Raw genomic sequence first — 25,616 nt, 5'->3', positions numbered from 1 at the left:
AGCATGAACACATCCGCCCTGAACCTGCGGCCCCGGCGGCTCGTCGCCCTCGGCCGGTCCGAACTCACCCTGCTGGTCCGCAACCGGGCCGCGCTGTCCGTGGCGCTGCTGATGCCGGTGGCGATGGTCTTCTCCCTGCGCTCCGTCCTCAGCGCGAACGGCGCGGCGGCCATCGGCGAAGCCACCCTGACCGGTGGCATCGGGATGGTGCTGCTGCTCGTCGTCTACATGAACCTCGTCTCCGCCTACGTCGCCCGGCGCGAGGAACTCGTCCTCAAGCGGCTGCGCACCGGTGAGGCGGGCGACCTGGAGATCCTGGCCGGGACCGCGCTGCCGGCCGCCGTGCTGGCGCTGGCCCAGATCGCCGTCCTGGCGGTGGCCGGGTCGTCCGTCCTGCACGTGCGCGCCCCGCGGGATCCGGCGGTGCTCGTCCTCGGCGTCCTCGCCGGGATCGTGCTGCTGGCCGGGCTCTCCGCCCTCACCAGCGCGTTCACCCGCAATGTGGAGAGCGCGGGCCTGACCACGCTGCCGCTGCTCCTGGTCTCGCTGATCGGGTCCGGGCTGTTCGTACCGGCGGACTCGCTGCCGGACGGCGCCGCCGCAGCGGCCGAACTGCTCCCGCTGAGCGGGGTGATGGCCCTGGTGCGGGCGGGCTGGCTCGGCGGGGAAGCGGAGCTGCTCGTACCGGCCGTGACCGCGCTGGCCTGGATCGCGCTCACCGTGTTTGCTGTCCAGCGGTGGTTCCGCTGGGAACCGCGCCGGTAGCGGTGTGCGGGCAGGGCGTGCGGGAACGACGGATCGGGGGGACCGGGGCTGTGTCCAGGCTGACCGGGTGGTGGAAGGACCGCGGCAGCGCGGCCAAGGTCGAGCTGTACACCCGCGTTTCGTTCCACTCCTTCGTGCTCATCGAGATCCTGTCGATCGGGCTGATGCCGTACGTCTCCGTCGAGCGCGCCGGACCGGCCGGCCTGCTGGTCCTCCTGCTGGTCTGCGCGCACGCCGTGCTGTGCGGGCTGCTCACCTCGCGCGCGCTGGACTGGGTCGTCGAGCGGCGCGGTCGCCCGGTGCGCCTGGCCCTCGCGACCGCCGCGGTCAGCGGCGCCGTCGTCCTCGTCCCCCTCGCCCTCGCGACGGACCCCGGGACGCTCGACCCGAAGGCCGCCACGACAGTGGTGATCGGGGCGCTGTGCTTCGGCGTCGGATCGCTGACGATGGCGCTGAAGTCCGTACGTCACATGCGCTCCGTTCCCCCGGCCGCGGCGGTCGGCACGGCGCTGGCGGCGCTCGCGCTGGGCCACTCCGGCCGGCAGGCGCTCGGACTGCTGATCGGGGTGCTGATCAGCGGCCTGTTCCTCGCCTTCACCTACGGGTTCTCCAGCTGGCTGCTGGCCACGGTGTGGGAGCTGGACCGGGCCCGGGAGCTGCAGACGCGGCTCGCGGTCGCCGAGGAGCGGCTGCGCTTCGGCCGCGATCTGCACGACGTGATGGGCCGCAACCTCGCGGTGATCGCGCTCAAGAGCGAGCTTGCGGTCCAGCTGGCGCGGCGCGGCCGCCCGGAGGCGGTGGACCAGATGGTCGAGGTGCAGCGGATCGCGCGGGAGTCGCAGCGGGAGGTGCGGGACGTGGTGCGGGGTTACCGGGAAGCCGATCTCGCGGTCGAGCTGGAGGGGGCGCGCGGGGTGCTGAGCGCCGCCGGGATCGACTGCCGGGTGGAACTCCTGGACGAGCGCGTGCTCCCGGCGGCCGTGCAGTCCGCGCTGGGCTGGGTGGTCCGCGAGGCGACCACCAACGTGCTGCGGCACGGGGATGCCCGCGGGTGCGTGATCCGGCTGGCGGGCGGGGACGCGGGGGCGGTGGTCCTGGTGGTCGAGAACGACGGGGCGCCCCCGGAACCGGCCGGGCCGCCCGGCTCGGGGCTCGCCGGGCTGCGGGAGCGGCTGGCGGCGCTGGGCGGTTCGCTGCAGGCGGGCACCGTCCCCGCCGGGGGGCCTGCGGGGGTGTTCCGGCTGCGGGCCGAGATTCCGGGGCAGCGGCCGGGGACCGCGCACGACGAGGAGGCGGGGACATGACCGGGACCGTGACCGGGGGCTTTGGGGATACCGCGGGGAGTGGTCCCGTACGGGTGCTGCTCGCCGATGACGAGCACCTGATCCGGGGTGCGCTGGCCGCGCTGCTGGGGCTGGAGGACGACCTCCTGGTGGTCGCCGAGGCGGCCACGGGTCCGGAGGCCCTCGCCATGGCCCGGGCCCACCGGCCGGACGTGGCGGTGCTGGACCTCCAGATGCCGGGGGCGGACGGTGTGAGCGTGGCCACATCGCTGCGGGCCGAACTGCCCGGCTGCAGAACCATGATCGTGACCAGTCACGGCCGCCCGGGGCACCTGAAGCGCGCCCTGGCCGCCGGTGTCCGGGCCTTCGCGCCCAAGACCGTGTCGGCGCAGCGGCTGGCCGAGATCATCCGGACCGTGCACGCCGGAGGGCGTTATGTGGACCCGGAGTTGGCGGCCGACGCGATCAGCGCGGGGGACTCACCGCTGACCGTGCGGGAGGCCGAGGTGCTGGAACTCGCGGCGGACGGGGCCCCGGTCGCGGAGATCGCGGCGCGGGCCTCGCTGTCGCAGGGCACGGTGCGCAACTACCTCTCCTCGGCGGCGGCGAAGCTGGGCGCCGAGAACCGGCACACGGCAGTGCGTCTCGCACGTGCCCGGGGTTGGGTATAGTAGGTCTCGCCTTACGGCGCTTGCGGACATAGCTCAGTTGGTAGAGCACCACCTTGCCAAGGTGGATGTCGCGCGTTCGAGTCGCGTTGTCCGCTCTGTAAGGAAGATGCCCCCGGTCGATGACCGGGGGCTTCTTCGTGTTCCGGGCCTGCCGACCGGGCTCCCGGGCCCGCGCGGTGGCGGGCCCGGGAAGCGGGGATCAGGAAGCGGGTATCAGGTCCAGCTCTTCCAGCTCTGGCCGGTGAGGCGCTCGTACGCCTCGATGTACTTGGCCCGGGTCCGCTCCACCACGTCCTGCGGCAGCTCGGGCGGCGGGAGCTCGCCGTGGCGGTCCCAGCCCGAGGCCGCCGAGGCCAGCCAGTCGCGGACGAACTGCTTGTCGAAGGAGGGCTGGGCGTGGCCCGGCTCCCACAGGTCGGCGGGCCAGAAGCGGGAGGAGTCCGGGGTCAGCACCTCGTCGGCGGCGACCAGGGCGCCGTCCTTGTCGAAACCGAACTCGAACTTGGTGTCCGCGAGGATGATCCCGCGCTCCCGGGCGATGTCGCGGGCCCGCCCGTACACGGCGAGGGTCGTCTGGCGCAGCAGCGCCGCCGTCTCGGCGCCGGTGGTGCGCGCGACCTCCTCGTAGGAGACGTTCTCGTCGTGCTCGCCGACCGCGGCCTTCGCGGCCGGGGTGAAGATCGGGGCGGGCAGCTCGGAGCCGTCCACGAGACCCTCGGGGAGCGCGAGTCCGCACACGGTCCGGGTCTGCTCGTACTCGGCCAGGCCGGAGCCGGTGAGGTAGCCGCGGGCCACGCACTCGACCGCGACCATGTCGAGGTTCTGGCAGATCAGGGTGCGGCCGGCCCAGTCGGCGGGGGCGCCGGCGGGCAGCTCGGTGCTGATCACGTGGTTCGGGACGACGTCCGCGAGCTGGTCGAACCACCACAGGGACAGCTGCGTCAGGACACGGCCCTTGTCGGGGATCTCGGTGGGCAGTACCCAGTCGAAGGCGGACATCCGGTCGCTCGCGACCATGACGAGGTTGTCGTCCCCGTCGCGGTAGAGGTCGCGCACCTTGCCGGTGTGGAGGTGGACGAGGCCCGGCACCTGCACCGGCTCGGGCTTTTCGACGAATCCGGACACGGGGTCTCCCTGTGGTTCTGTACGAGCGCACGCCCATTCTCCCGTATCGGGTCGCGTGCCCCCTCCCAGGGGTCCCGCGCCCGCTCGCCGCGGGGTCCCGCACCGCCTCAGTCGCGCTTGCAGATCCGGTCGAGGAGATTGGCGGTGGCCTTCTGGATCCGCTCGTCGACATGGCCGGGGCGGTCGAGCGCCGGGGACCAGGCGAAGGTGCCGGAGGCGAAGACGAGGGCGCCGCTGGGGGCCCGGTACAGGGAGGTCTCCTGATGCCGCCGGTGGCCCTCGGTGTCGTCGTACGGGGAGTGCGCGAGCAGGATCCGGTCCTGGTGTTCGGGCAGCTGGGTGCGCGGGAAGTAGCGGTCGGCCTCGCCCGCGACCAGGCCGGGCAGTTCGTCGTTCTCCGTGGCCCCGGTGGAGTCCCAGAGCCAGTGGGAGGCGTTGCGCACGATCATCGGCGCGGGTTCGGGGACGCGGCCGGCGTACTGGATGCCCAGCAGCTGCTGTTCCGGCCGGTCCACCTCGCGCCAGAGGGCGGGGCGGCCGGGGCCGCGGCGTTTTCGGCAGGTCAGCAGCCGGTCGGGGATCCCGGACGGGGACGGGGCCAGCTCCACCTGCCAGTACATGGTGTTGGCGGAGAGGAAGACCAGGGAGGTGCCGTGCTCGCGGGCGCGCTCGACGGTCCGGCGCATGGGGACCGACCAGTACTCGTCGTGGCCCGGGAAGACCAGGCCCCGGTAGCGGGCCGGGTCGACGCGGCCCGCGTGCAGGTCGCTGGTGTCGGCGTAGGCCAGGTCGTAGCCGTAGCGCTCGGCCCAGCGGATGAAGTCGTAGGCGTGGCCGACGTGCAGGGGCAGGCCCGCGCCCGCGTAGGGGCGGTCGTAGGAGACGGTGATGGCCGCGTCCTCCTCGCCCAGCAGGCGGCCCTCGTCGTCCCAGGCGTGGTAGAGGCTGGCGCCGGTGCGCCCGTCCTCCGGGTAGAGGTTGTAGGCCTGCCAGGTGATGTCGGGCAGGAGCAGCAGCAGGTCGGCGGGGTGGTCGTCGCGGACCGTGAAGGGGATGTGGGAGCGGTAGCCGTCGTCGGTGGTGAGGACGGCGACGTACGCGCCGAGGTTCCAGTACGAGGGGACCTGGAGCCGCCAGGACAGCCACCAGTGGTGGCAGGAGACGGTCCGGTCGGCGGTGAGGGGGGCGGGCTGGACGATGCCCGACAGCCGCGGACTGGAGTGGATCTTCGAGGCGCCGTCGCCGCCGTAGTGGCCGATCCGGTAGATGTCGACCGAGAACTGCTGGGGCGGGTCCACGGTGATGCGGAAGTCGATGGCCTCGCCGGGGGCGACGGCGCCGGTGGAGGCGAAGCCCTTGATCTGGCGGTGCACGTCATCGGCGGTACGGGGGCCGCTGGTGCGGGCGCGCGGGATCTGGCCGGGGGCCAGGGAGGGGTCCAGGGAGGGGTCCACGTACCAGGGGAGCACCTGGCCGGTGTCGCCGATGTACGTCTCGCTGCCCCGGAACCAGGGCAGGGGGCCCTGACCGAAGGGATCGGTCACCGCGTGCGCGAGCGCACCTGACTCCCAACGCCGGATCTGGTCCGCACCCATACCGCTCCCCTCCCTCGCTCCCCCGAACGCGCATGCCCGCCTCGCCGCGGTCCATGTCCGCGACCGGTCCCAGCACATCACATAACGCACGCACTCCGTCACCGTTCGTCGCGAATTGACGTGACCGGAACATTCGCATCCGCTTGCGCGTGCGACCCGTACGCCGGAGCGCACGTGGGGCTCCGCCCCACACCCCGCGCCTCAAACGCCGGCGAGGCTGGATTTGCCCGGAGGGCAAACCCAGCCTGCCCGGCGATTGAGGGCCCGCCGGAGGCAACATCAGCCCGCGCGGCGATTGAGCGCACAGCCCACCCGCGCTCCGGGCCCGCCCACCGCCGCCCGGCCCGGCAAGGCACGGCCCGCCCCGGCAAGGCCCGGCACGGCCCGGCGACGGCCCTCAGACCAGCCGGACCGGCTTCTCCGGCCGCACTCCGAGCGCCCCGAGCCAGTCGCGCAGCGGCACGGGGTCACCGTCCTCCACCAGCGCCAGCACCGGCAGCGCCAGATCCGCACACCGCGTCCCGGCAACGAGCAGCACCGGCCCGTCCAGCCAGTCCAGCCCCGGCGCACCGCCCGCCGAGTCCACGGCCGCGCAGCACACCATCGCCATGACGTGGTCGGCCAGCAGGTCCCGCCCGCTGCGCGGGGCCTGCAAGGGGAACAGCGGAACCGCATCCGCGCCGCGCGCCTTCGCCGCTCCGGCCGCCGCCACCGCACCGGCGCCCACGCCGGCCCGCTCGGCCACGGCCCGCTCCTCGCGCGCCAGGTCTCCGCTGAGCCGCCCGGCCAGCGTGTCCGCGGCGGCGTTGTCGGCCCCGCCGGACCCGAGGTAGCGCAGCACCCGTTCCAGGGTCGGTCCGGTCACCGCGTCCCCGGCCACCACGCCCTGGGGCGCGGCCGCGGCCAGGACGTCCAGCGAGCGGTGCAGCCGGGCCGCCTCGGTCCGCCATTTGCGGTCGACGACCTCTTCCGGATACGCCGCCCAGTCCACCGGCGACCAGTCCGGACCCACTTCGGCCGGACCGCCGTGGAAGAGCCGCGCGGCCAGCAGCGACGCCGCCTCGTCGACCACCCCGGGCTGCTCCAGCAGGTCACAGGCGGGGCGCTCGCCCAGCCGGGAGGTGAACCCCTCGGCCAGCCGGTCGCGCCGGGACAGCTCGGTGAGCGCGCGGACCACCCCGGTGTCGAGGTGCGCGGGCCAGCGGCCCATCCGCCACGCGGGCAGCGCGACCCGGGTCAGCAGCCGGTCCCAGCCCGCGTAGGCGAGGCCGACCTGCTCCTGGGCGACGATGCGCAGCCCGTAGTCCACACCCTGTGCACGGTCCGAGGCGGCCGCGGCCACCCCGCGTTCCATCTCGGCCGCGTCGGTCCGGCACAGCCGCAGCAGCAGCCGGGCCGTCCGGCCGATCCAGCCGAGGCCGGGCCGGTTGCCGACGTCGGCGGCCGCGTCCAGCCCGCGCACGAAGCGGCGGGCGTCGGCTATGTCGGGGTGCGCGGAGGGGCCCGTCCCGGCGACGACCGGGGCGAGGACCGCCCGTAGCTCGGCGACCCGCATCCACCACAGGAACGGCGAACCGATCACCAGCACCGGCGCCGCGCCGGGGGCCGTCTCCGGCGCGCCCTCGGTACCGGCCGCCGCGCCCCGCTTGCGGTGCGCGGCGTGCGTACGGTCCTCCAGCCAGCTGTCACAGTCGGGGGTCAGGGCTATCGCGGAGGGCGCGGGCACCTTCATCCGGTCGGCCAGGTCCCGCACCATCCGGTAGAGGTCGGGCGCGGCGGCCTCGGCCAGCGCGACCGTCGGCGTCACCGCCGGGGCGGCCCGCAGCACCACGGCGCCGAACACACCGGCGATCAGCAGCACGAGCGCCGCGACGGCGCACACGACGAGGGTGGCGGTGGCCCAGGATTCCCCGGCCAGCCGCCCGGTCATCCGCGCTGCCACCAGCACCACCGCGAAGGCGGCGGGCAACAGTGCGAGGGCCAGTGCCCTGCTGCGCACGCGCAGCACGGCCAAGGCCCGGGAGCGCGCGGACTGCGCGCCCACCTCCATGGTCGAAACGGTTCCGGACACGGCCGGACGTCACCCCCTCTGCCCTGCGACGGTCTTGGTCACTCCCCCACTGTGACACCCGCCACTGACATCGCAATGCCGGTGGGCCAAGTGCCGGAATGCTTGCGCCGCACCCTAGTTGGGGTGCGGGCGGCCGTCAGGCGGACCGGGCATCGATCACCCGATGGAATGGCTTTGGGTAAAGCTGGGTGCGTTCGAACGCGGCCGGATGCAGTCGCACGCGCGGGCCCGGAGCGCGTCGAATGCGCTCCGGGCCCGCGTCGCAGGTGGTGGGGGAGACCCCGCTGGTCAGTGCCCTGGGGCGGTGTTCAGCGCCCTTCGGCGGCTCGGGCCGCGATGTCCGTGCGGTGCTGGGAGCCCGCCAGCCGGATCCGTCCGACGGCCTTATACGCCCTCTCGCGGGCCTGCGCCAGATCGGAACCGGTCGCCGTCACCGACAGCACGCGGCCGCCCGCGCTGACGACCGCGTCGCCGTCCCGGCGGGTGCCCGCGTGCAGCACGTACGCCTCCGGGGCGTCCTCGGCCGCGACCTCGGCGAGACCCTCGATCGGGTCCCCGGTGCGCGGGGTCTCCGGGTAGTTGTGGGAGGCGATGACGACCGTGACGGCCGCGTCCTCGCGCCAGGAGAGCGGCGGCTCGGTGTCGAGCGTGCCCCGGGCCGCGTTCAGCAGGACGCTCATGAGCGGGGTGCGCAGCCGGGCGAGGACGACCTGGGTCTCGGGGTCGCCGAAGCGCGCGTTGAACTCGATGACGCGCACGCCGCGCGAGGTGATCGCGAGGCCCGCGTAGAGCAGTCCGGAGAAGGGGGTGCCGCGGCGGCGCAGTTCGTCCACGGTCGGCTGGAGCACGCTCGCCATGACCTCGTCGACGAGCTTGGGGTCGGCCCAGGGCAGCGGCGAGTAGGCGCCCATGCCGCCGGTGTTCGGGCCCTCGTCGCCGTCGAGCGCGCGCTTGAAGTCCTGCGCGGGCTGGAGCGGCAGCACGGTGACGCCGTCGGTGATGGCGAAGAGGGAGACCTCGGGGCCGTCGAGGAACTCCTCGATGACCACCCGGTCGCAGGCCAGGGCGTGGGCGCGGGCGGCGGCCCGGTCGTCGGTCACCACGACGCCCTTGCCGGCGGCGAGTCCGTCGTCCTTGACGACGTACGGGGCGCCGAAGGCGTCGAGGGCCTCGTCGATCTCTTCGGGGGTGGTGCAGACGTAGGAACGGGCGGTCGGGACACCGGCCCCGGCCATCACGTCCTTCGCGAAGGCCTTGGAGCCCTCCAGTTGCGCCGCCTCGGCGGACGGGCCGAAGACGGGGATGCCGACCGCGCGCACGGCGTCGGCGACCCCGGCGACCAGGGGCGCCTCGGGCCCGACGACGACCAGGCCCGCCCCCAGTTCGGTGGCGAGCCGGGCCACGGCTTCGCCGTCGAGGGCGTCCACCGGGCGCAGCTCCGCCACCTCGGCGATGCCGGCGTTGCCGGGGGCGCAGTAGAGCGCACTGACGTCGGGGTCGAGGGACAGAGAGCGGCACAGGGCGTGTTCGCGGGCGCCGCCGCCGATGACGAGGACCTTCACGGGTGCAGCCTAGCCCGCCTGCGGGAATGTCTTTCGTGCGGCCACCCAATCACCGGCCCCTACTCGTTCGTATATTCCTCCACCACGGTGGCTCCCAGCTCGCGCACGATCAGGTCGTGTCCGGTCAGCGCACTGTCCACGAGATCCGGATCATCCGCTTCCGGTACGTCGTCCTCGGGGCGTACGGGCTCCCGCACCGGTACGGGCGCGGGCGCGGCCGGAGCCTGCTGCTGGTGCTGCTGCTGGTATCCCGGGGACTGGCCCGGGGACTGCTGCTGCGGCTGGTGGGCCGGAGCCTGCGACTGCTGCGGGGCCTGGGGCTGCTGCGGCTGGTACGCGGGGGCCGGGGCGGCGGGCGCGTACGACGGCGGCGGGGCCGAGTAGGACGTGGAGACGGGGACGGGCTGGCCGCCGCCCACCACGGCCTCGATCTTCCAGTTGACGTGGAACTGCTCGGACAGGACCTGCTTGAGGACCTCCTCGCTGCCGCTGCTCGCGAAGTTGTCGCGGGCTCCGGCGTTGGGGAAGCCGAGCTGGAGGGTGGTCCCGTCGAACCCGGCCACCTGGGCGTTCTGGCTGAGCAGGATCCAGGTGAAGCGGCGCTTGTTCTTGACCGCCTCCAGGACGCCGGGCCACATCGCCTGGACCTGCCCGGCCCCGGCGGCCATCGCGGGCCCGGAGGCGGGCGCGGCGGCCGGTGCGGGGGCGGCGGGTGCCGGGGCCTGCGGTGCGGGGGCCGGGGCGGCCGCGGGCGCCGGAGCCGGGGCGCCGGGCGCGGCGGCACTGGGCCAAGCCCCGCGCGCGGGCTGCGCGGCCCCGGGCCAGGCACCGGGCGCGGGGGCGGGGGCCGGGGCGGTGGGCGCGGGATGAGCGGCCGGGGTGGGGGCGGGCGCCATGGCGTGTGCCTCGGGCCCGGCGACGTATCCCATGGACGGCGCGGACGGCGCGGGTGCGGCGGGCGCGGGCTGCGCGACCGGGGTCGGGGCCGGGGCCGTGTACACGGGAGCGGCGGGCGCGGCGGCGGGCAACGAGACGGGAGCCCCGGCACCGGCACCAGCAGCGGCAAAGGTGACTCCGCTGCGCTCCAGGCGGTCGAGCCGGGCCTGGAAGGACCGCTCGTCGTCGAAGGCGGCGGGCAGCAGCACCCGGGCGCAGATCAGCTCCAGCTGGAGCCGCGGCGAGGTCGCCCCCCGCATCTCGGTCAGCCCGGTGTTGACCAGGTCGGCGGCGCGGCTCAGCTCGGCGGCGCCGAACACGGAGGCCTGGGCCTGCATCCGCTCCACCACGTCGGCGGGAGCGTCGATGAGCCCCTTCTCCCCGGCGTCGGGCACGGCGGCCAGGATCACCAGGTCCCGCAGCCGCTCCAGCAGGTCGGCGACGAACCGGCGGGGGTCGTTGCCCCCCTCGACCACCCGGTCCACGACCTCGAAGGCCGCGGCCCCGTCCCCGGCGGCGAAGGCGTCCACGACGGAGTCGAGGAGCGAGCCGTCGGTGTAGCCGAGCAGGGAGGTGGCCATGGCATACGTCACACCGTCGGAGGTGGCGCCCGCGAGCAGCTGGTCCATGACGGACATCGAGTCGCGCACCGAACCGGCGCCGGCCCGCACGACCAGCGGCAGCACCCCGTCCTCGACGGTGGCGCCCTCGCGCCCGCACACCTCGCCGAGGTAGTCGCGCAGGGTGCCGGGCGGCACGAGCCGGAACGGATAGTGGTGCGTCCTGGACCGGATCGTCCCGATGACCTTCTCGGGCTCCGTGGTCGCGAAGATGAACTTGAGGTGCTCCGGCGGCTCCTCGACCACCTTCAGCAGGGCGTTGAAGCCCGCCGAGGTGACCATGTGCGCCTCATCGATGATGTAGATCTTGTACCGGCTCGCCGCGGGCCCGAAGAAGGCCTTTTCCCGCAGGTCACGGGCGTCGTCCACGCCACCGTGGGAGGCGGCGTCGATCTCGATGACGTCGATGGAACCCGGCCCGTTGCGCGCGAGGTCCTTGCAGGACTGGCACTCCCCGCAGGGCGTGGGCGTGGGGCCCTGCTCACAGTTCAGACAGCGCGCCAGGATGCGGGCACTGGTGGTCTTGCCGCACCCCCGCGGCCCGCTGAACAGGTACGCGTGATTGACCCGGTTGTTGCGCAGGGCCTGCATCAGCGGGGCAGTGACATGCTCCTGCCCGATGACCTCGGCGAACGACTCGGGGCGATAGCGGCGGTACAGCGCAAGGGACGACACACTCACGAGGTTATCCGGGCCCGCCGACAACGCGACGCAGCCAAGGGACACAGGCCCCCGTCAGAAACCCGGCAGACCCCCTGCGGCCCCCCGGGCGGACACCCTGGCCACCGCCCCCGGAACGCAAAGCGCCCCCCACGCACCCACCAGAGCCCACTTACCCTTGCTGCCTTCCGGCCCTGGGGGAGTTGGGTGAGATAGCGCCACGTGAGGGGCTGACCCCACCCTAGCGGATGGAAGCCCCCGGAATCGAGCCGGACCCCAGCCCAACCCCGCCCACCCCCCGCCCGGACCCTCGCCGGACGATCACGTTCGCGAGCACCCCCCAACGTCTTGTATTGTTCGTCGCGGAGGATTCGCCTAGTGGCCTAGGGCGCACGCTTGGAAAGCGTGTTGGGGGCAACCCCTCACGAGTTCGAATCTCGTATCCTCCGCCATTGCTCTCACCGGGCAATACGTTGAAGGCCCCGACCGGGAAACCGGCCGGGGCCTTCCGCGTTCCCGCCTCGGCGGGCTACCCCTCGTACTCCCAAGGGTTCAGCAGGAGCACACCTGACCGCGCCAGATGCTTGATGTTGCGGCTCACCAGCGTCCAGCCGTTAGCCAGCGCTGTGGCGGCGATCAGCGCATCGGGCGGATCGATGACGCTGAGGTGGAGGGCAGGAGCCGGCACCGACCGAGCCCAGGCAATGACGGCCGGTGCAGGCTTCGGGCGGGTGGTGATCTCAGCGACCACGTTGGTGTCGAGTAGGTAAATCACTCGCCGTCCGCCGCGTCGTCATAGGGCCGCTGCCCGAACTCCAGCCCCTCGAAAGGGGCCGCCGTAAGCCGCTCAAGGAACCCATCGCCACCCAGGGTCGCCCAGCGGTGAAGCATGTCGGGCAAGGCATCGATGTCGGTGTCGGTGAGTTCGGCATCAAAATGCTCAAGTTGGTGCTCGGGCAGAGCCTCCCGGATCTCCCTGATCGTCCGCAGCGGATGAGGCTCCTCGGGCCTGCGCGGCGGGAGCGGCAGATTCGGGGCAGTGCTCATGATCGGCTCTTCCACGCTGCGGTTCAGGGGCTCATACCTGGGACCCGGCCTAGGCTGGGTGACTGTCCGCCGGGACTGGGCCGCCGGAATCCGAGGCACCAGGGCAAACGAAGGACCCGACCGCATCGCGGCCGGGCCCTTCGTCGTTCCGTGGTTGCAGTCGCCGGGCCGGTCACGAGTCGTGGATCAGTGCACCGGGTTCGTCAGCGGCCCCGAACTGAGCCGGCTGCGGATCGAGCATCCCGCAGGCGCTGTCACTGAAGGCCCTCCAAGAGAACCCGCTGGTTCCCTTCGCGGCCTTCCGCGTTCCCGGGGTCATCCGGCTCGGCACGCGGCGCCGAGGGGCAGTGGTGTGGCACCGGCCCCGGCGGGAGCGGAACGCCGTGATCAGCGGGGCCGCTTCACAGGCGCGGAACATCCAACTACATGAGTGGACACGACACCTGACAGATCGTTATCGTCTGCGCTCCAGGTGATCCGTCGCAGCGTGGGGGCCGCTCAGTGGGTGCGTTCAACCAGCAGAACCAGCAGGTGCACGGCAAGCAGATCAACATCGAGGGCGGTGTCCAGGGAGGTCTCCACATCGGTGGGGACGACGACGGGCAGAACGATCTGATCGCCGCCCTCGGACAGCTCCTGGAGCAGATCCGGCAGGCCAAGAACAACGGCACCCTCGCCGAAGACGTGGCCTCCGATGTTCAGCACGAGGTCAGCCAGGCGGCTTCGGCGGCCCGGCGGCCGGACGCGCAGGCTGCCGCCGTAACCGGCCGGCTGACCCGGGCCCGCGATCTGATCTCCGGGATCGCGAGTGCCGCAGCCCTCACGACGGCGTTGAGCGCCGCGATCACCACCGCACAGACCCTCCTCTGACCGGTGGTGGATCCCTTCGACCAGAGCAACCAGAAGGTCCGCGACCAGATCAACATCAACAACCCCGGCGCCCTGATCGGCGGGGGCGTGGTGCTGGGCATCGTCGGGATCGTGGTCTTCGCCATCGTCACGGTCACCCATCGCCCGCCTGAGGCCGGATCTTCCGGTACGGCCCCACAGGTCCAGGCCTCGGTGTCCGCGCCGCCGTCTTCGCCGGGTCCCGGCAGCACTCAGCCGCCGTCGCCCGACGCCAAGAGCTCACCTTCTTCTCCCGTGGCCCCGCCGGCCGCCGGCCCGTCGCACACCCCTGCCGCCGTGCGGCCGTCACCGGCGTGTGGGAGCGACAACCCCATTGAAGTCGGCTCAGCGGTGACCCAGCGCGTCTGCTACCAGCGCGACGGAGACAAGATCTACATGGTGGTCGGAGTGAGCGCTCCCGCCTCGACACGCGTGGACGTCTACCTGTGGCTCACCTCCGGCTCGGGCAGCGCCTACGTGTATCCCGCCAACCGGCCGCAGACCTGGAAGGGGATTCTGGTCGGGCCGGATACGCAGGAGTTCAAGTGGCCGGTCGACATGCCGCTGACGCCCAAGGTGTCGTACGGCGTGCATGCGAGCACGAAGATCGCGGGCGACACCGCGCCGAACGCCGTCGGCAATCCGAAGGTCACCGGCAATTCCATGCCGTTCACGTACTGAGCCGCCCGACGCGAGCGCCCCGACCAGTGAACCGGTCGGGGCGCTCGGGGCAGGAGGGTCAGAGGGGTCAGAAGAGGTCGGTGAAGAACTGGTAGCTGGTGGGGTCGCCGGGCATCTGCCAGTGGAAGCCCTGGAGGAGGAAGCAGGCCACCAGGTTGCTGACCACGAAGAGGGCCAGGACGGCCAGGGTGAGGCCGGCCGCGCGGTGCAGGGCGGGGGAGGTGCGGGCCGCGTCCAGGGGCTGTGCCTGGTGGGTCAGGACGAGGTTGACCGCGGCGGCGAGGACGGCCACCAGGAAGGTGATCGCGGCCCAGGTGTACAGGTGCAGGCCGAAGAGGGCGCCCGCGTAGCCGGGGTCGGGGGGCACGATGTGCATCAGTACCTGCGCACCGGAGACGGTGCTGCCGATCAGCGCGGAGACGATCGCGATGCCCCACCCGGAGGCGAACTCGGCGGCGGTCACGGAGCCCTTGCGCGAGCGGGCGATGATCATGGCGGGGCCGAGTGCGCTCAGCAGCATGAACATCCGCTGGAGCAGGCACATGGGGCAGGGGTACTCCCACAGGACGAACTGGAAGATGTAGGCGCCGCCGATGGTGGCGCACATGCCCAGGACGTAGGCGTGGGCGAACCAGAGGCCGAGGCGGTTCGACAGCCCGGCCCGGGGAGCCGAGGCGGGGGTGGTGACAGTGGCGGTGGTGGTGGCGTTCATAGCGGCTCCTCCTCAGAAGCTCAGGTGGAAGGCACGGTCGAGGTGGGGGAGGAACGCCAGCGTGGTGAAGGCCAGGGTCCCCGCCCACAGCAGCAGCCGTGTCCTGCGTGACCCGTCACGCAGGACCGCGACCACACAGACGGTGATCAAGAGGAAGAGGATGGTGTACATGGTGTCCCTGCTTCATCGGAAGGCTCTTGCCTCCACTCTGATCCCGGGCACCCGGCGCCGGTAGCGCCATCGGATCGATGGATCCATAGAACCGTTCTATGGCCATCACTATCTACTTCCCCCGCGCCGCGATCGCGTACAGGTCCCGGGCCGGGCCGGTCAGGGTCTGGCCGGCGGGCCACACCGCCCGCAGCGCGCGCCCCAGTTCCAGGTCCGCGACGGGCGGTGACTTCAGGGTTCCGGCGGCCAGTTCCGCCTCCACGGACCGCGAGCTGACCACCGCCGGGCCCACCCCCGAGGCGGCCGCCCTCTTGATGGCGGTGGTGGAGGACAGTTCCAGCAGGGCGCGCGGTTCCCAGCCGGGCAGCCGCGCGGTGACGGCCTGCTCGAAGGCCGTACGGGTGCCGGAGCCGGACTCCCGCTGGATCAGGGGCGTACCGGCGATCTCGTCGAGGGTGATCGCGGTGCGCCGGGCCCAGGGGTGTCCGGGTGCCACGACGACCACGAGCCGGTCCCGGGCGATCAGCCGGCTCTGCAGGCCCTTCGGCGCCCTCGGCCCCTCGATGAAGCCGATCTCGGCGCGGCCCTCCAGGACGGCCCGCGCCACGTCCGCCGAGTTCCCGGACTGGAGGGCGATGACGGTCGAGGGGGCGTGCACGCGCAGTGCCATCAGCCACTCGGGGAAGAGGTACTCGGCGACGGTCTGGCTCGCCGCGACCTGGAGGTGGGACCGGCGCTGTTCGCGCAGGGTGTCGATGCCCGCGTCGAGCTGCCGCGCGGCGGCCAGTACCACCTGGGCCCACTCGGCGATCAGGGTTCCCGCCTCGGTGGGCCGGGATCCGAGCGTGGTGCGTTCCAGGACGGGCACCCCCACCAGCTTCTCCAGGTAGCGCAGCCGGGAGCTGGCCGAGGGCTGGCTGATGCCGTGCGCCTCGGCGGCCCGGCCCATGCTGCCCAGTTCGATGACGCTGAGGAGCAGGTCGAGGGCGGAGAGGTCGGGGACCCGCGAGGAGAGACGCATAGAACGATTCTATGGATGCATCGACCCGTTGCCGCTACCGGCGCGGCCGCGCCCGCCCGACCGTGGAGGCATGAGCACCACCCTCGCCCTCGCCCCCGAGACGCTGGCCCGCTGGCAGTTCGGCATCACGACCGTCTACCACTTCCTCTTCGTCCCGCTCACGATCAGCCTCGCGGCCGTCACGGCGGGCCTGGAGACGGCCTGGGTCCGCACGGGCAAGGACAAGTACCTCCAGGCCACCAAGTTCTGGGGAAAGCTCTTCCTGATCAACATCGCGATCGGGGTCGTGACCGGCATCGTCCAGGAGTTCCAGTTCGGCATGAACTGGTCCGACTACTCGCGCTTCGTCGGCGACGTCTTCGGCGCGCCCCTGGCCTTCGAGGCGCTCGTCGCGTTCTTCCTGGAGTCCACCTTCATCGGGCTGTGGATCTTCGGCTGGGACAAGCTGCCGAAGAAGGTCCACTGCGCCTGCATCTGGCTGGTCTCCCTCGGCACGGTGCTGTCCTCGTACTTCATCCTCGCGGCCAACTCCTGGATGCAGCACCCCGTCGGGTACGCCCTCGACAAGGCCACGGGGCGGGCCCGGCTCACCGACGTGTGGGCGGTCCTGACCCAGCCGACCACCCTCGTCCAGGCCTGGCACACGCTCAGCGCGTCCTTCCTGACCGGAGCCGCCTTCGTCGTGGGCATCGCCTCCTTCCACCTGTGGCGCAAGAACCACACCGCCGTGATGCGCACTTCGCTGCGCCTCGGCCTCACCCTCGCCGCGGTCGCCGGCCTCGCCACCGCCCTCAGCGGCGACAGCCTGGGCCAGATCATGTTCGAGCAGCAGCCGATGAAGATGGCGGCGGCCGAGGCCCTGTGGGACACGCAGGCACCCGCGCCGTTCTCCGTCTTCGCGGTGGGCGATGTCGGCGAGGGCCGCAACGACGTCGCCGTCGAGATCCCCGGTGTCCTGTCCTTCCTCGCCCACCACAACCTCACCGACGCCGTGCCCGGCATCAACGACATCGCCCGCCAGGAGGCCGCCCGCTTCGGCGGCAGGCCCGAGGACTACATCCCCGGGATCTTCACGGCCTTCTGGGGCTTCCGCCTGATGATCGGCTTCGGCATGGTCTCCTTCGGCGCCGGGGTCGCCGGGCTCTGGCTGACCCGCCGCAAACGGTGGCTCGATGCCCCGTACCGCACCGGCGAGGACGAGACGCCCCGGCTGATGCTCACCCGGCGGCGCGAACTCGGCCCGTTCCTCACCCGGTGGACCTGGCGGACCGGCGTCATGACCATGGGCTTCCCCCTGATCGCCAATTCCTTCGGCTGGATCTTCACCGAGAACGGGCGCCAGCCGTGGGCCGTCACCGGGCTGATGAAGACCGCCGACGCGGTCTCGCCGGGCGTCTCCACCGCCTCGGTCGTCACGTCCCTCACCGTCTTCACCCTGCTCTACGGGGTCCTCGCGGTGGTCGAGGTCCGGCTCATGACCAGGTACGCCAAGGCCGGGCCGCAGAGCGGCGGGGAACTGCCGCCGGATCCGGCCGACGCGGGCCAGGACTCGACCCCCGTATTCACCTACTGACGCGATCCGCCTGCTGACGCGACCACTGACGCGATACCCGGACCCGGACAAGGACCCCCTGAGCCCCGTGCACCTCAACGACTTCTGGTTCGCCCTGATCGCCTTCCTGTGGACCGGCTACTTCTTCCTCGAAGGCTTCGACTTCGGCATCGGCGTCCTCACCGGACTGCTCGCGCGCGACGCCGAGGAACGCGGGACCCTGCTGGCCACGATCGGCCCGGTGTGGGACGGCAACGAGGTCTGGATGCTGACCGCCGTGGGCGCGACCTTCGCCGCCTTCCCCGACTGGTACGCCGCGCTGTGCAGCGGCTTCTACCTGCCGGTCCTGGCCGTCGTGGTGTGCCTGATCGTGCGCGGCGTGGCCCTCGAATACCGGGCCAAGCGGGCGGACGCGCGCTGGCGCCGCACCTGCGACCGGGCGGTCTTCTGGTCCTCGCTGGTCTGCGCGTTCCTGTGGGGCGCCCTGTTCGCGACCATGGCGCGCGGGGTGCCCATCGGCGCCGACGGGAACGTCACGGGCGGCGCCGGCCTCATCGTCAACCCCGACGCGGCCTTCGGCGGCCTGGTCTCGCTGACCCTGTTCACCCTCCACGGTGCGCTCTTCGCCGCACTGCGCTGCCGGGGCGCGCTGCGTGTACGGGCCCTGCGCACCGCCCGTCGGGTGGGCGGCGGGTGCGCCGTACTGGCCCTGTGGGCCGCGTTCTGGCTGATGGTCCGCACCGGGGACGTCGTCGTCCTCGCCCTTGTATCGGTGGTCGTGTGCGCGCTGCTGGTGGTGCGCGAGCTGGCCGAACAGCGGCGCGAGGGGTGGGCGTTCGCCCTGTCGGGTCTGATCGTGGTGCTCGTCACGGGCACCCTGTTCGGTTCCCTGTACCCGGCGCTCATGCCCTCGGCCACCGACCCGGCGTGGAGCCTGACCGTGTCCTCCGCCGCCGCGGGCCCCTACACGCTCGGGATCCTGACCTGGGTGGCGGCCTTCACCGCTCCGGTGGTCATGGCCTACCAGGCGTGGACGTACTGGGTCTTCAGGAAGCGGATCGGGGGCGGGCCGATCGGGGGCGGGCCGATTGAGGGCGGGGCGATCGGGGGCGGGGCGCCGGTCCACCGGCCGGGGCGGCGAGGGCCCCGGCCGGAGAGGGACGTGGCTACCAGAGGTTGACGCCGTCGCCGGCCGGGGGCGAGGTCTCTTCCGGGGCGAGGGCGGGCTGACACGTGAAGCCGAGGCGGGTCAGCGCCCGGACGACCTCGTTGGCGGTGAAGTCACGCGGGTCCTGGCGGGTGATGACCTGGCCGACCTGCTTGACCGGGTACACACGGCGGCCGATGGTCACCGACGCGACGGAGGCGACGGTGATCGGCTGGGGGGCGACGCCCTTCATGGATGCCTCCACTTCGCTCTTGCTCAGGTCGAAGGGGAAGCGGGCGATCACAAGGCGCATGGTGGTACCTCCTCGGGGCGGAAGCGTCCCTGTCCGGCGTTCCGGTCAGGGGTCCTGCGGGTGACGCGGGTGACGCGGGTGGTGTGTGGGCCGGCCTGGTGGCGGGAGGGGACACCGCCGAGGGCGGTCGCGAGCCGTGGCTCCAGCGACCGTGCGCAGGGGGCCGGTTCGGCTGCCGACAGCCGCCGCGCCCCGACCGGATGCGAGTTGCTCGTATTGCTCTTGTTGCTCTTGTTGTCTGTGGTGTTCGTGTCCGTGGTGCGGCGGTCCATGGAGAACCCTCCTGGTGCGACACGTTGCGGAGAAACGAACCGGGGCCCGCACCCAAGGTGCGGGCCCCGGCGAAGTCGCCTCGGCGATCAGGCGGTGACGATGTTCTCCGCCTGCGGGCCCTTCGGGCCCTGCGTCACGTCGAACGAGACCTTCTGGCCCTCCTGGAGCTCACGGAAGCCCTGGGAAGCGATGTTCGAGTAGTGGGCGAAGACGTCGGCGCCGCCGCCGTCCTGGGCGATGAAGCCGAAGCCCTTTTCAGCGTTGAACCACTTCACGGTGCCAGTAGCCATGTCAAATCTCCTTCAAACGGGGCAGTTCCGGGGGCCGCAGTGTGCGAGCCCCGCGTCGCCGCGATGATTGCCCCGTACCCGGAAAGCACCGGAAACAAAAAGCGCATCCGCCGGTAGAACACCAGGTCGGAAGCGCTTGTCGTTTTTTGGGAACCACAACTGCAACTGATTCGACAGTACCACGGCCTTGAGCGGCAGCGCTGTGCGTCAGTTATTCGAATTCGCCCGGGTGGTCGGCCCCTTGAACATAGTTTCTGTATCCGCGATAGCAGATATTTCGCCAGTCCGCCTCATTTCGCCTCGGTACGCCTCGGTACGCCTGGCCCAGCGCACTCACGGCGGCTCCCGGGCCGCCCGCTACAGTGCGGGCGTGCCGTCGTACTCGATCGGGCAGGCCGCCAACCTGCTGGGCGTCAGCCCGGAAACCGTCCGCCGCTGGACGGACGGCGGCCGCCTGCCCGCTTCCCGGCCGCACGACGCCCCGGGGGCCGCCGGCGGCTCCCGCGTCATCGACGGGGTGGCGCTCGCCGCCTTCGCCAAGGAACGGGCGGAAGGACTGCACCCGGTGCCCGACAGCGGGGTGGCCACCTCGGTACGCAACTCCTTCGCCGGGATCGTCACCGGTCTGCGCGTGGACGACGTGGCGGCCCAGGTGGAGATCCAGTCCGGCCCGCACCGCGTGGTGTCCGTGGTCACCCGGGAGTCGGTCGAGGAACTCGGCATCGAGGTCGGGGTCACCGTCACGGCCCGGGTGAAGTCGACGAACGTCCACATCGACCTCACCGTTCCCTAGGGCCGTGGCCCGCGGCCGCTACCCGCAGCGCAGCGCCGCGTACAGGTCGAGCTTGTGATCCAGCCGGGACAGGTCCCGGCCGGTCAGCGTCTCCACCCGTTCGATGCGGTAGTGCACGGTGTTGACGTGCAGGTGCAGCGCCTCGGCCGTGCGCGTCCAGGAGCAGTTGTTCGCGAGGAACACCTCCAGGGTCTCCCGCAGCATCCCGTCCCCGAGCGCCCCCAGCGTCCGCGCCCCGAACACCGCCCTGACCTCGGCCGGTACGCCCGCCAGCAGCGCCGCCAGGGTGTCCAGCTGGTCGATCACCCGGACCGGGGTCCCGTCCCCCGCCGCGGTCAGCGCGAACCGGGCCTGGTTCAGCGAGGCCCGCAGGTCCTCCGTGCCCGGTGCCACCGCGCCCACGCCGACGCGCAGTTCCGCTTCCGGGCGGCAGGCCTGGAGCAGCGGCCACAGTCCGCGCAGCTCCGCGCCCGCATCCGCGCCCGCATCCGCCCCCGCGTCCGGGCCGCCGGGGGCGTCCTCGTGGAGCACGGCGACGCCCTCGCCGACCACGGCCGTCACCCCGAGGTGCGCGAGCGCCTCGGCCAGCGCGTCGCCGGAGGTGGCGGCGAGCACCCGGTACGGTCCGCGCGCGGGCAGCCCGGCCGCGGCCAGCGCGTCCTCCAGCGCCCCGGGGTCGGCCGTCGCCGCGCCCTCCATCAGCGCGACCAGTTCCGCGGCGGCGGCCCGCTCGGCCGCCGTCCGCCGCGCCTGCCCGTCCCGGTACTGGGCGAGCACCTCGGCGATCTCGTGCAGCACCCGCGGCGGGGCCGCGTCCGCGTCGGGCAGGTGGAGGCGCCAGGCGTCGTACGGCGTGCCGGCGGCCTCGATGTTCAGCGAGACCCCGCCCAGGGCGCCGGCCGCGGCGTCCGCCCCGCGCTGCGCCGGGATGGCGGGCGCGGAGGGCGTACGGGCGATCGTGCGCCCGCTCGCGGTCAGCAGGTAGCAGGGCACGCGCCCCAGGTGCGCGCAGGCCCGGTCGAGGAGTTCGGCCGGTCCCGCGCCGCGCTCCAGCAGTCCGCTCAGCTCGCTGCGGACGTTCTCCGGCAGCGCGAAGAGCCGGGTCGGGCGGCGGCTCAGGTCGCCCCACTGGCGCAGGTACACCGCCTCCGTCACGGCCCGGAAGCTGGTGCGCGCGGGCACGGCGACGATCGGCACCCTGCGGGCCCGGCAGGCGGCGACCAGTTCGTCCGGGACCCGGCCGTGGGTCTCCTCACCGGCGAGCAGGGCGGTGGCCCCGGCGTCCGCGAGCGCGGCGACGAACCGGTCGGCCTTGCCGAGGTCGCCCTCCGCCCACCAGACCAGCCCGCTGAGCACCAGTTCGCCGGGGCCCAGGAAACGGCCCGGGTCCTCCAGGTCGGTGGCGGTGACCCCGCTGACCTCTTGGCCGAGAAGGGCGTCCTCGCCCCAGAGCAGGGTGAGGCCGAGGTTGTCGGACTGGAGCAGGTCGAGGACGTGCATGGCAGGGGCTCCTTGCGGCGGGTGGGACTCCTTGCGGCGGGTGGCATCCCACATTCGCCAGGCGAATACATGGAGACCCATAGTAAATGCCAGGGCAAGAGGGTCATAGGCCTCCTGGTTGATCCTCCAGGGCCGACCCTGCCGGACTCGTCCGTTTCCGTGCCCGTGACCAGTCGTCCCGCCCCCCGCGCCGTTGCTTCACTGGCTGGAAACCTGCGGAAACCCCGGGGAACAGCCGCGGTACAGCGGGAACACAGCGGGAACAGAGGGGCTGGTGGCCGGCATTGGATCTCAACACGGTGATCGACGTACGTGACCCGCGACGCCGCGAGCCCTGGCGGCCGGGCGACGCCTTCCTCGGCGGCGGCACGTACCTCTTCTCCGAGCCGCAGCCCCACATCCGCCGGCTGATCGACCTCTCGCGGATGGGCTGGCCGCCGCTGTCCTGGCAGCCCGACGGCTCCCTCGACATCGCCGCGACCTGCACGATCACCGAGCTGTCCCGCTTCGGCCGGTCGCTGCCCGCCACCGCCGCCCCGCTCATCGAGCAGTGCTGCCGCGCCTTCCTCGCCTCCTTCAAGATCTGGAACATGGCGACGGTCGGCGGCAACCTCTGCAACGGCCTGCCCGCGGGCCCGATGATCTCCCTGACGGCCGCGCTGGACGGCGTGTGCCGGCTCCAGGGCCAGGACGGGGTGGTGCGCCGGATCCCGGTCGCCGACTTCATCACCGGCGCCGGGAAGAAGGACCTGCGCGAGGGCGAGATGCTGCGTTCGATCAGCCTGCCCGCCCGCGCGCTGGACGGGCGTACGGCCTTCCGGCAGGCCTCGCTCTACGGGCTCGGGCGCTCCGGCGCCCTCGTCATCGGCGTCCGCGACCCCCAGGACGGCTCCCTCACCGTCACGATCACCGCCGCGACCGTGCGCCCCTTCCGCTTCTGGTTCGCGCTGCCGCCCACCGCCGCCGAACTGCGCGCCGCGATCGAGGGCGCGGTCCGCGAGGAGGACTGGTTCGACGACATCCACGGCCTGCCCGCCTGGCGCCGGCACATGGGTCTGCGCCTGGCCGAGGAAGTCCGCCGCGAACTCTCCCCGGAGGTACCCCGATGAGCTTCGAGACCGACATCAACCGGCGCCGCTGCGAGGCCGTGCCCCGCCCCGGCCAGTGCCTGCGCACCTACCTGCGCGACCAGGGCTGGTTCGGCGTGAAGAAGGGCTGCGACCAGGGCGACTGCGGGGCCTGCACGGTCCATGTCGACGGGCAGCCCGTGCACAGCTGCGTCTATCCGGCCGTCCGCGCCGAGGGCCGTTCCGTCACCACCGTCGAGGGCCTGGCCGAGCCGGGCGGGGAACTCCACCCGGCGCAGCGGCAGTTCCTCGACGCGCAGGGCTTCCAGTGCGGCTTCTGCACGGCCGGGTACCTGATGACCACCGCCGCGCTGCAGGCCGAGCGGGGCACCGCCCACGACGACGGCAAGCTGGACGACCTCCCCCGCGCCTTCAAGGGCAACATCTGCCGCTGTACGGGCTACCGCGCCATCGAGGACGCGGTGCGCGGGGTCAAGCACACCGAGTCCCCCGAGGCCGGGCAGGCCGTCGGCAAGTCCCTGGGCGCCCCGGCCGGGCCGCAGGTCGTCACCGGCACCGCCCGCTACACCTTCGACGTCGAGGTGCCCGGGCTGCTCCACATGAAGCTGCTGCGCTCCCCGCACCCGCACGCCCGGATCGTCGGCATCGACACCCGCGACGCGCTCCAAGTCCCGGGCGTGCACGCCGTATTCACCCATCACGACGCGCCCGACCGGCTGTACTCTTCGGCCCGCCACGAGCACCCCACCGAAGACCCGATGGACACCCGCGTCCTGGACGACGTGGTCCGTTTCGTCGGCCAGCGCGTGGCGGCCGTCGTCGCGACGAGCGAGCAGGCGGCCGAGGAGGGCTGCCGCCGCGTGGTGGTCACGTACGAGGAACTGCCGTACGTCATCGACCCGGAGGAGGCCATGCTTCCGGGTGCCCCCGTCCTGCACCCCAAGGGCCCCGAGTCGGGCATCTTCCGTGCCGGGAACAACGTGTGCGGCGAGGTCCACCACACCCTCGGCGACATGGAGAAGGGGTACGCGGAGGCGGACGTCGTCCACGAGGAGACGTATCTGACCCAGCGCGTGCAGCACGCCAGCCTGGAGACCCACGGCAGCGTGGCGTACTTCGAGCCCAAGGAGGACGGCTCCCCGGGCGAGCGGATCACCGTCCGCTCCTCCACCCAGGCGCCGTTCCTGACCCGGCGGGCGCTGTGCGCGCTCTACGACCTGGGCGAGGACGAGGTCCGCGTCGTCGCGGGCCGCGTGGGCGGCGGGTTCGGCGGCAAGCAGGAGATGCTCACCGAGGACATCGTGGTCCTCGCCGCCCTGAAGCTGCGGCGCCCGGTGAAACTCGAATTCACCCGGGCCGAGCAGTTCCACGGCGCCACCACCCGCCACCCCTTCAAGATCACCATCAAGATCGGCGCCAAGGCCGACGGCACCCTCACCGCGCTGCGCATCCGCGTGGTCTCCAACACCGGCGCCTACGGCAACCACGGCCCGGCGGTCATGTTCCACAGCGTCGGCGAGTCCTTCGCGGTGTACAAAGCGCCGAACAAAGAGGTCGAGGCCTACTCCGTCTACACCAACGCGGTACCGGCGGGCGCCTTCCGCGGCTACGGCCTGGGCCAGGTCCTCTTCGCCCTCGAATCGGTGATGGACGAGCTGGCCCTCCGGCTCGGCATGGACCCGCTCGTCCTGCGCGAGAAGAACGTCATCGGCCCCGGCGACCACATGGTGACCCCGATCGGCCACGAGGAGGACCTCTTCATCGCCTCGTACGGGATGAAGCAGTGCATGGACGTCGTCCGCAAGGCCATCGCCGAGGACCGCAGCCACGAGGACGTCCCGGCGGGCTGGCTCACCGGGACGGGCGCGGCGGTCGCGATGATCGCGACCGGCCCGCCGGGCGGCCACTTCGCCGACGCGCGGGTCAGCCTGCTGCGCGACGGCACCTACGACATCGCGGTGGGCACGGCGGAGTTCGGCAACGGCACCACCACCGTCCACAAGCAGATCACCGCGGGCGCGCTGAACACCACGGTCGACCGGATCACGGTCCGCCAGTCCGACACGGACGTCGTCCGCCACGACACCGGCGCCTTCGGCTCGGCCGGCACGGTGGTGGCGGGCAAGGCCGTGATGCTGGCGGCCAACTCCCTCGCGCAGCGCCTCCTGACCTTCGCGGCCCGCCACACGGGCGTCGCCCGGCACCTGTGCACGCTGGGGGCCGAGGCCTTCGACTGCGCGGGCCGCGTCGTCACCCTCAAGGAGCTGTACGAGGCCGCCCACGACCAGGGCAGGCCGGAGGAGATCGCGGCCGACGGCCACTGGGGCGGCTCCCCCCGCTCGGTGGCCTTCAACGCCCAGTGGTTCCGCATCGCCGTCGACCCGGACACCGGCGAGATGAAGATCCTGCGCAGCGTGCACGCGGCGGACGCGGGCAAGGTCATGAACCCGATGCAGTGCCGCGGCCAGGTCGAGGGCGGGGTGGCGCAGGCCCTGGGCGCGACCCTCTTCGAGACCGTACGGGTCGACGACCGCGGGGAGGTCACCACGGCGGCCTTCCGGCGCTACCGGCTCCCGCAGTACGCCGACGTACCGCGCACCGAGGTGCACTTCATGGAGACCTCGGACGCGATCGGCCCGCTGGGCGCCAAGTCCATGTCCGAGAGCCCCTTCAACCCGGTGGCCCCGGCCTTCACGAACGCGCTGCGGGACGCGACGGGCGTGCGGTTCACGGAGCTGCCCGTCACCCGGGACGTCGTCTGGCAAAAGATCCAACAGGAGATGCGATGCACTTCCGAGTAACTCTCACACACTTGCCACCCACATCGTGAGATGAGCCTTGCACATGAGTTT

24 protein-coding genes, 2 tRNA genes and 1 other RNA gene are annotated in these 25,616 nt (G+C 72.4%); 12 read left to right on the top strand and 15 right to left on the bottom strand.

The window, feature by feature from the left end; genetic code table 11:
- Positions 1 to 3 precede the first annotated feature (3 nt).
- The 4 genes from OHS33_RS19065 (at position 4) to OHS33_RS19050 (ending at position 2,814) form a co-directional block, all read left to right on the top strand.
- Positions 4 to 765, top strand: a complete 762-nt coding sequence (locus OHS33_RS19065; protein WP_330335100.1) for an ABC transporter permease — start codon at positions 4 to 6, stop codon at positions 763 to 765.
- 50 nt (positions 766 to 815) lie between these two features.
- On the top strand, positions 816 to 2,069 hold the full coding sequence (locus OHS33_RS19060) for a sensor histidine kinase (RefSeq protein ID WP_330331629.1): 1,254 nt from the start codon (positions 816 to 818) through the stop codon (positions 2,067 to 2,069).
- Positions 2,066 to 2,719, top strand: a complete 654-nt coding sequence (locus OHS33_RS19055; RefSeq protein ID WP_330331628.1) for a response regulator transcription factor — start codon at positions 2,066 to 2,068, stop codon at positions 2,717 to 2,719. The genes OHS33_RS19060 and OHS33_RS19055 overlap by 4 nt, the downstream gene beginning before the upstream one ends.
- Before the next feature lie 22 nt (positions 2,720 to 2,741).
- Positions 2,742 to 2,814 (top strand) — tRNA-Gly (locus OHS33_RS19050).
- A 118-nt stretch (positions 2,815 to 2,932) separates the two neighbouring features.
- Here the strand turns inward: OHS33_RS19050 and OHS33_RS19045 are convergent.
- The 6 genes from OHS33_RS19045 to ffs all read right to left on the bottom strand — a co-directional run bounded on the left by OHS33_RS19045 (position 2,933) and on the right by ffs (position 11,523).
- A complete protein-coding gene (locus OHS33_RS19045) occupies positions 2,933 to 3,844 on the bottom strand; it encodes a phosphoribosylaminoimidazolesuccinocarboxamide synthase (RefSeq protein ID WP_330331627.1) in 912 nt (303 codons plus the stop codon).
- Between the two features lie 107 nt (positions 3,845 to 3,951).
- Complete coding sequence (locus OHS33_RS19040; RefSeq protein ID WP_330331626.1) at positions 3,952 to 5,439, bottom strand: N,N-dimethylformamidase beta subunit family domain-containing protein; 1,488 nt, start codon at positions 5,437 to 5,439, stop codon at positions 3,952 to 3,954.
- A 397-nt stretch (positions 5,440 to 5,836) separates the two neighbouring features.
- Entirely contained in the window at positions 5,837 to 7,510 is a 1,674-nt protein-coding gene (locus tag OHS33_RS19035) for a hypothetical protein (RefSeq protein ID WP_330331625.1), read from the bottom strand.
- A 308-nt stretch (positions 7,511 to 7,818) separates the two neighbouring features.
- Positions 7,819 to 9,072: a phosphoribosylamine--glycine ligase gene (gene purD, locus OHS33_RS19030; protein WP_330331624.1), complete on the bottom strand. Its 1,254-nt coding sequence runs from the start codon at positions 9,070 to 9,072 to the stop codon at positions 7,819 to 7,821.
- Between the two features lie 59 nt (positions 9,073 to 9,131).
- Positions 9,132 to 11,303, bottom strand: coding sequence for a DNA polymerase III subunit gamma and tau (locus tag OHS33_RS19025; RefSeq protein ID WP_330331623.1), 2,172 nt, complete (start codon positions 11,301 to 11,303; stop codon positions 9,132 to 9,134).
- Positions 11,304 to 11,424: 121 nt separating this feature from the next.
- Positions 11,425 to 11,523, bottom strand: an RNA gene (gene ffs / locus OHS33_RS19020) — signal recognition particle sRNA small type.
- 129 nt (positions 11,524 to 11,652) lie between these two features.
- Between ffs and OHS33_RS19015 the strand changes: the two genes are divergently transcribed.
- Positions 11,653 to 11,740 (top strand) — tRNA-Ser (locus tag OHS33_RS19015).
- Between the two features lie 77 nt (positions 11,741 to 11,817).
- On the opposite strand, the gene OHS33_RS19010 is transcribed toward OHS33_RS19015, so the two are convergent.
- Together OHS33_RS19010 and OHS33_RS19005 are read right to left on the bottom strand one after the other, a co-directional pair.
- The gene (locus OHS33_RS19010; RefSeq protein WP_330331622.1) at positions 11,818 to 12,063 is read right to left on the bottom strand and encodes a hypothetical protein; all 246 of its coding nucleotides are present in this window, start codon (positions 12,061 to 12,063) and stop codon (positions 11,818 to 11,820) included.
- Positions 12,060 to 12,335, bottom strand: coding sequence for a hypothetical protein (locus tag OHS33_RS19005; RefSeq protein ID WP_330331621.1), 276 nt, complete (start codon positions 12,333 to 12,335; stop codon positions 12,060 to 12,062). The genes OHS33_RS19010 and OHS33_RS19005 overlap by 4 nt, the downstream gene beginning before the upstream one ends.
- Positions 12,336 to 12,836: 501 nt before the next feature.
- Between OHS33_RS19005 and OHS33_RS19000 the strand changes: the two genes are divergently transcribed.
- Both OHS33_RS19000 and OHS33_RS18995 read left to right on the top strand, forming a co-directional pair.
- On the top strand, positions 12,837 to 13,205 hold the full coding sequence (locus OHS33_RS19000) for a hypothetical protein (protein ID WP_330331620.1): 369 nt from the start codon (positions 12,837 to 12,839) through the stop codon (positions 13,203 to 13,205).
- Between the two features lie 3 nt (positions 13,206 to 13,208).
- Positions 13,209 to 13,904, top strand: a complete 696-nt coding sequence (locus OHS33_RS18995; protein WP_330331619.1) for a hypothetical protein — start codon at positions 13,209 to 13,211, stop codon at positions 13,902 to 13,904.
- 67 nt (positions 13,905 to 13,971) lie between these two features.
- Here the strand turns inward: OHS33_RS18995 and OHS33_RS18990 are convergent, their stop codons facing one another.
- From OHS33_RS18990 to OHS33_RS18980, 3 genes are all read right to left on the bottom strand, one after another.
- A complete protein-coding gene (locus tag OHS33_RS18990) occupies positions 13,972 to 14,616 on the bottom strand; it encodes a disulfide bond formation protein B (RefSeq protein ID WP_330331618.1) in 645 nt (214 codons plus the stop codon).
- A gap of 12 nt (positions 14,617 to 14,628) precedes the next feature.
- Positions 14,629 to 14,787, bottom strand: coding sequence for a hypothetical protein (locus tag OHS33_RS18985; RefSeq protein WP_330331617.1), 159 nt, complete (start codon positions 14,785 to 14,787; stop codon positions 14,629 to 14,631).
- Positions 14,788 to 14,899: 112 nt separating this feature from the next.
- Positions 14,900 to 15,808, bottom strand: a complete 909-nt coding sequence (locus tag OHS33_RS18980) for a LysR family transcriptional regulator (RefSeq protein ID WP_330331616.1) — start codon at positions 15,806 to 15,808, stop codon at positions 14,900 to 14,902.
- Positions 15,809 to 15,878: 70 nt separating this feature from the next.
- Here OHS33_RS18980 and OHS33_RS18975 point away from each other — a divergent pair, with 70 nt between their 5' ends.
- Positions 15,879 to 17,381: a cytochrome ubiquinol oxidase subunit I gene (locus OHS33_RS18975; RefSeq protein WP_330331615.1), complete on the top strand. Its 1,503-nt coding sequence runs from the start codon at positions 15,879 to 15,881 to the stop codon at positions 17,379 to 17,381.
- Positions 17,382 to 17,448: 67 nt separating this feature from the next.
- Positions 17,449 to 18,540, top strand: a complete 1,092-nt coding sequence (gene cydB, locus OHS33_RS18970) for a cytochrome d ubiquinol oxidase subunit II (RefSeq protein ID WP_330331614.1) — start codon at positions 17,449 to 17,451, stop codon at positions 18,538 to 18,540.
- On the opposite strand, the gene OHS33_RS18965 is transcribed toward cydB, so the two are convergent.
- From OHS33_RS18965 to OHS33_RS18955, 3 genes are all read right to left on the bottom strand, one after another.
- Positions 18,527 to 18,820, bottom strand: coding sequence for an SCO5918 family protein (locus tag OHS33_RS18965; protein WP_330331613.1), 294 nt, complete (start codon positions 18,818 to 18,820; stop codon positions 18,527 to 18,529). The genes cydB and OHS33_RS18965 overlap by 14 nt on opposite strands.
- Entirely contained in the window at positions 18,808 to 19,092 is a 285-nt protein-coding gene (locus OHS33_RS18960; protein WP_330331612.1) for a hypothetical protein, read from the bottom strand. The genes OHS33_RS18965 and OHS33_RS18960 overlap by 13 nt, the downstream gene beginning before the upstream one ends.
- A gap of 87 nt (positions 19,093 to 19,179) precedes the next feature.
- Positions 19,180 to 19,383, bottom strand: coding sequence for a cold-shock protein (locus OHS33_RS18955; RefSeq protein ID WP_330331611.1), 204 nt, complete (start codon positions 19,381 to 19,383; stop codon positions 19,180 to 19,182).
- A 370-nt stretch (positions 19,384 to 19,753) separates the two neighbouring features.
- Here OHS33_RS18955 and OHS33_RS18950 point away from each other — a divergent pair, with 370 nt between their 5' ends.
- A complete protein-coding gene (locus tag OHS33_RS18950; RefSeq protein ID WP_330331610.1) occupies positions 19,754 to 20,176 on the top strand; it encodes a TOBE domain-containing protein in 423 nt (140 codons plus the stop codon).
- Between the two features lie 18 nt (positions 20,177 to 20,194).
- Here the strand turns inward: OHS33_RS18950 and OHS33_RS18945 are convergent, their stop codons facing one another.
- On the bottom strand, positions 20,195 to 21,676 hold the full coding sequence (locus OHS33_RS18945; protein WP_330331609.1) for a helix-turn-helix domain-containing protein: 1,482 nt from the start codon (positions 21,674 to 21,676) through the stop codon (positions 20,195 to 20,197).
- A 284-nt stretch (positions 21,677 to 21,960) separates the two neighbouring features.
- Here OHS33_RS18945 and OHS33_RS18940 point away from each other — a divergent pair, with 284 nt between their 5' ends.
- Both OHS33_RS18940 and OHS33_RS18935 read left to right on the top strand, forming a co-directional pair.
- Positions 21,961 to 22,785, top strand: a complete 825-nt coding sequence (locus tag OHS33_RS18940; protein WP_330331608.1) for an FAD binding domain-containing protein — start codon at positions 21,961 to 21,963, stop codon at positions 22,783 to 22,785.
- The gene (locus OHS33_RS18935; protein WP_330331607.1) at positions 22,782 to 25,565 is read left to right on the top strand and encodes a molybdopterin-dependent oxidoreductase; all 2,784 of its coding nucleotides are present in this window, start codon (positions 22,782 to 22,784) and stop codon (positions 25,563 to 25,565) included. The genes OHS33_RS18940 and OHS33_RS18935 overlap by 4 nt, the downstream gene beginning before the upstream one ends.
- Positions 25,566 to 25,616 lie beyond the last annotated feature (51 nt).

Origin of the sequence: Streptomyces sp. NBC_00536 (assembly GCF_036346295.1) — a bacterium.
In the GTDB taxonomy this organism is placed as follows: domain Bacteria; phylum Actinomycetota; class Actinomycetes; order Streptomycetales; family Streptomycetaceae; genus Streptomyces.
This window is presented reverse-complemented; position numbering and strand designations above follow the sequence as displayed.

What these genes read in the sequence shown, in the direction of transcription:
- OHS33_RS18975 (WP_330331615.1), top strand. Translation starts at nt 15,879, where the DNA reads ATGAGCACCACCCTCGCCCTCGCCCCCGAGACGCTGGCCCGCTGGCAG.
- OHS33_RS19005 (WP_330331621.1), bottom strand. Translation starts at nt 12,335, where the DNA reads ATGAGCACTGCCCCGAATCTGCCGCTCCCGCCGCGCAGGCCCGAGGAG.
- OHS33_RS18945 (WP_330331609.1), bottom strand. Translation starts at nt 21,676, where the DNA reads ATGCACGTCCTCGACCTGCTCCAGTCCGACAACCTCGGCCTCACCCTG.
- OHS33_RS18935 (WP_330331607.1), top strand. Translation starts at nt 22,782, where the DNA reads ATGAGCTTCGAGACCGACATCAACCGGCGCCGCTGCGAGGCCGTGCCC.
- OHS33_RS18960 (WP_330331612.1), bottom strand. Translation starts at nt 19,092, where the DNA reads ATGGACCGCCGCACCACGGACACGAACACCACAGACAACAAGAGCAAC.
- OHS33_RS18955 (WP_330331611.1), bottom strand. Translation starts at nt 19,383, where the DNA reads ATGGCTACTGGCACCGTGAAGTGGTTCAACGCTGAAAAGGGCTTCGGC.
- OHS33_RS18965 (WP_330331613.1), bottom strand. Translation starts at nt 18,820, where the DNA reads ATGCGCCTTGTGATCGCCCGCTTCCCCTTCGACCTGAGCAAGAGCGAA.
- OHS33_RS18990 (WP_330331618.1), bottom strand. Translation starts at nt 14,616, where the DNA reads ATGAACGCCACCACCACCGCCACTGTCACCACCCCCGCCTCGGCTCCC.
- OHS33_RS18980 (WP_330331616.1), bottom strand. Translation starts at nt 15,808, where the DNA reads ATGCGTCTCTCCTCGCGGGTCCCCGACCTCTCCGCCCTCGACCTGCTC.
- OHS33_RS18985 (WP_330331617.1), bottom strand. Translation starts at nt 14,787, where the DNA reads ATGTACACCATCCTCTTCCTCTTGATCACCGTCTGTGTGGTCGCGGTC.
- OHS33_RS19065 (WP_330335100.1), top strand. Translation starts at nt 4, where the DNA reads ATGAACACATCCGCCCTGAACCTGCGGCCCCGGCGGCTCGTCGCCCTC.
- OHS33_RS19040 (WP_330331626.1), bottom strand. Translation starts at nt 5,439, where the DNA reads ATGGGTGCGGACCAGATCCGGCGTTGGGAGTCAGGTGCGCTCGCGCAC.
- OHS33_RS19055 (WP_330331628.1), top strand. Translation starts at nt 2,066, where the DNA reads ATGACCGGGACCGTGACCGGGGGCTTTGGGGATACCGCGGGGAGTGGT.